3 protein-coding genes are annotated in these 3,012 nt (G+C 72.4%); 1 reads left to right on the forward strand and 2 read right to left on the reverse strand.

From position 1 onward, the window contains the following. Positions 1-421 (reverse strand): VOC family protein (locus OOT08_RS08685; RefSeq protein ID WP_325092238.1); only part of this gene is annotated, 421 nt, incomplete at its 3' end. 116 nt (positions 422-537) lie between these two features. Next, positions 538-2,079: a malate dehydrogenase (quinone) gene (mqo, locus tag OOT08_RS08690; RefSeq protein WP_442916211.1), complete on the reverse strand. Its 1,542-nt coding sequence runs from the start codon at positions 2,077-2,079 to the stop codon at positions 538-540. A 56-nt stretch (positions 2,080-2,135) separates the two neighbouring features. Between mqo and OOT08_RS08695 the strand changes: the two genes are divergently transcribed. Beyond that, the coding region (locus tag OOT08_RS08695) for a LysR family transcriptional regulator (protein ID WP_325092240.1) at positions 2,136-3,012 on the forward strand (877 nt) is incomplete at its 3' end.

Genomic DNA, 3,012 nt, shown 5'->3' on the forward strand with positions numbered 1-3,012 from the left:
ACAGGCTGATCATCCAGGCGACGCCGTAGCGGTCCTTGAGGTCGCCGAAGAAGTCGCCCCAGGGCGCCTGCGCAAAGGGCAACCGGATCTCAGCGCCCTCGGACAGGGCGTCCCAGATGCCGCGCAGCCGGGCCTCGTCGTCACCCGACACGCACACCGAGGTGCCGCCGGTGGACGAATCCTCGGAGTCCGCCATCGCGGCGGGGATATCCGCCGCCATGAGCGTGAGCCCGTCGGGGGTCTCCAGCTGGCTGTGCATCACCTTCGCCGCCTCGGCGGGGTCCGCGGCATCGCCCATCATGCCGGGGATCGCGTCGTAGCGCATCACCTCAAGCGTGCCGCCCAGCACCGAACGGTAGAACTCCATCGCCTCGCCCGCGTTCCCGCGGAAGGACAGGTAGGGATTCAGTCTGGCGGTCATGGTTCGCTCCCAGCTCTCGGGCGGCCGGGGCGGCCACCGTTGCGCTCAGTGTGCGCCCTCGCGGGCCGGGCGGTCAAGAGCCCCGAGCGTTTTTTTCGTCGGCCCGCTCACCCGCCTCAGCCGATCGCCGCAGAGCGCTGCCGGAGCCCGAGGGCTGCCGCGGTGGCCTCGATCACGGCATCCACCGTCCCACGGTCGGCGTCGACGGGGGCGTCGATCCCGGGGATGCGCGTCACGAGCCGCTCGCGCCAGTCCGGCCACTGCTCCGGGAAGCAGGTCTCAAGCAGCTCGAGCATGATCGGCACCGCGGTGGACGCTCCCGGCGAGGCCCCGAGGAGGCCCGCGACGCTGCCGCCGCCGCCCGTCACCAGCTCCGTCCCGAAGGTGAGCACCCCCCATTTCTTCGGGTGCGGCTTGATGAGCTGGGCGCGCTGCCCGGCGTCAATCAGCGTCCAGTCCGCGTCGCGGGCCTCGGGGTAGAAGCGTCGGAGCTCGGCGAGCTTGCGCTTCCGGGAGGCGAGGAGCTCCCGCACGAGGTAGCCGACGAGCGGCAGGTTCTGGACCCCAACCCCCACGAGGGAGGGCAGGTTCCGGGCCCGGATCGTGGTGAACAGGTCGCTCAGGCGGCCGTGCTTCAGGAGCTTGGTGCTGAAGGTCGCGTAGGGGCCAAAGAGCAGGGCCCCCTCGCCGTCCACGACCCGCTTGTCGAGGTGCGGCACGGACATCGGCGGGGCCCCGACCGCGGCTTGACTGTAGACCTTGGCCTCGTGCTGCGCGACGATCTCCGGGGTGTCGCAGCGCAGAAACTGCGCCCCGAGCGGGAACACCGCGTAGCCGCGCACCTCGGGGAGCTTCGCGCGCTGGAGCATCCGCAGCGCATAGCCGCCCGCGCCAACGAACACGAAGCGGGACCGGGCCGTGTGGCTGCGCCCCGTGGCCAGGTCCCTGACCCGCAGGGACCAGAGGCCGTTCGCCTGGCGGCGGAGCCGGGTGACCTCGTGCCCCGTGCGCACCTCGGCGCCAGAGCGCTCGCTGCGGGCGATGAGCCCCCGGCTCAGGGCGCCAAAGTCCACGTCCGTCCCCGTCGCGATGCGGGAGGCGGCGACGGGCTCATCCCCCGTGCGCCCGCGCATCGTGAGCGGGGCCCAGCGCTCAATCACGGCCGGGTCCTCGCTGTACTCCATCGTGGCGAACAGGGGCGAGCGGCGCAGAGTCTCCACCCGCTGCCGGAGCGCGGCAACGTCCTTGGCCCCGAACACGAGGTCCATGTGCGGGGTCGGGTTCACGAAGTCGCCCGCCTCCGGCAGGGCCCCCTCGGCGACGAGGCTGGCCCAGAACTGGCGCGAGAGCAGGAACTGGCGGGAGATGTCGGCGGCCTTCGCCCCGTCGGCGGGGTCGGGCATGTAGTTCAGTTCGCAGTATCCGGCGTGCCCCGTCCCCGCGTTGTTCCAGGGGTCGGAGCTTTCCTCGGCCAGGCCGTCCCGGCGCTCGTAGAGGCGCATGGACCAGTCGGGCTGGAGCTCGGCGAGCATCGCACCCAGGGTTGCGGACATGATGCCCCCGCCGATGAGGACGACGTCGAGGATTTCCTCGGCTGCGGGGCGGGGAGCGGGGCGGGACTGATCGGACACGATTCCTCCTGATGACGGTACCTCCATCGTCTCTCCGCAGCACCGTTCCGTCCAATGAGATTTCTGGGCGGTATCATCCAAATATGGATCAGTCATTCACGGGGCCGACGCCGTCCCTTGCGCCGCTGCTGGAGGCCTTCGTCGCGACGGCAACGGAGGGCACGGTCACCCGGGCCGCGGAGGCAATCGGCGTGCCGCAGTCCACGCTGAGCCGCAGGCTCCGCGCGCTGGAGGAGCACCTCGGCATCGCGCTGTTCCTGCCGGAGGGCCGCGGGCTCCGCCTCACCGCCCGCGGGCAGGACTTCCTCTCGGGCGTCCGGGGCCCGCTGCGCGCGCTGGAGGGCGCCGTCCAGGCGGCGGCCCAGGATGCGGACGCGGAGAGCGGGATCGTCCGCTTCGGCTTTCCGCTCACGCTGGGACCGGTCAGCGTGCCCGCCCTGCTCGCCGACTTCCACCGCCGCGCCCCGGGCATCCGGCTCGCGCTGGTCCAGGCCCACGGGGAGGCGCTCACCCGGATGCTGGCCGACGGCGAGCTCGACCTGGCCATCGTGATCCCGGAGCCCCGCGAGCTGCCCTCGCGGCTGCTCGGGTTCCAGCCGGTCCGGCTGCTCGTGTCCCGAGCGCACCCGCTCGCGGACCGAGAGCGAGTTGACCTCGCGGAGCTGGCCGGGGAACGGTTCGTGGCGAACCCGGGCAGCTACCATCTCCGCGGTCTGCTGGAGCGGTGGTGCCGGGCGGCCGGCTTCGAGCCCGAGGTGGCCTTCGAGATTACCGAGTTCGAGACCCTGCGGGCGCTCGTCGCCCGCGGGCTCGGGATCGCGCTGATGCCCCCGGCGGAGCTCCCGCACCCCGAGCTCGTGGAGATCCCGCTGGACGGCCCGGACGCGCGGCGCAGCATCGGGCTCGCCACGGGCCTGGCCGAGCTCACCCCGGCGGCCCGCCGCCTGCACGACGACCTGT

It is taken from the genome of Leucobacter sp. M11, from assembly GCF_035726885.1.
GTDB lineage: Bacteria > Actinomycetota > Actinomycetes > Actinomycetales > Microbacteriaceae > JAPFRB01.